Origin of the sequence: Vulcanisaeta distributa JCM 11217 (assembly GCF_001316005.1) — an archaeon.
Lineage (GTDB): Archaea > Thermoproteota > Thermoprotei > Thermoproteales > Thermocladiaceae > Vulcanisaeta > Vulcanisaeta distributa_B.
Genome location: NZ_BBBJ01000017.1, coordinates 1 through 700, shown reverse-complemented (window position 1 = coordinate 700; position 700 = coordinate 1). Strand labels below are relative to the sequence as shown.

Genomic DNA, 700 nt, shown 5'->3' with positions numbered 1-700 from the left:
GTGGGCATTAATGATGATAATGTGAGCATTACATGGTATTTAATGGCTAATGACCATAGAGGCATGTTCAAGGATAAGACCGAGGTTGCTAAGCAAGCCTGTGAGTTAGGCGATGGTGATTTCATGACGTTTTTGCTACTCGCAATCTTGGGTGATGGTAGTGCGGATGTTAAGGAGAAGAAGGCGGTTAGGCTCTACATGGGTGGGTTGAAGCGTGAGACTTGGGGGGGGTGACCTAATTGAGAGGTTGAGGAACCTCGGGTTTAGGGAAAGGGATGGGAAGCATGAAGTAATGTACGAGGTTACATCCTCGAGGGCTGCCGAATTGGCTAGGAGGATGCTAAGTGATGCGTTAATCAAAGCCTTGGTTGAGGACTTGGGCTCATTGCCTGATGCTGAGAAGCTTAGGAACTTAATTACATTGGCGAACATGAGGGTTAAGCCTTTGAGTAGGTCATCGATCGAGGTTGTTGGCATGAGGATACATGTGCATGTGTATCAAAGTGGCTTCGTGGAGTTGAGGGTTGTCCGCAATGATTATGACGACGCCGTGGAGGTTTTAACGAGACTGAAGAACGCAGGTTATGAGGAGGCTAAGCTGAGTAAGCGGGGCGATAGTACGTGGTCCACATGGGCATGGACGCGCTCAAGAAGTACCCTGAGCTCGCTAGTAAGGTCTGTGAGGTGCTGAGGAGGATGC

1 protein-coding gene and 1 pseudogene are annotated in these 700 nt (G+C 49.1%); both read left to right on the top strand.

The features are described from left to right. A pseudogene (locus tag JCM11217_RS11950) lies at nucleotides 1-234 on the top strand (hypothetical protein); the annotation flags it as partial. Continuing rightward, nucleotides 215-691, top strand: coding sequence for a hypothetical protein (locus tag JCM11217_RS11945; RefSeq protein WP_054843041.1), 477 nt, complete (start codon nucleotides 215-217; stop codon nucleotides 689-691). The pseudogene JCM11217_RS11950 and the gene JCM11217_RS11945, both read left to right, overlap by 20 nt. The last annotated feature ends 9 nt before the right edge of the window (nucleotides 692-700 follow it).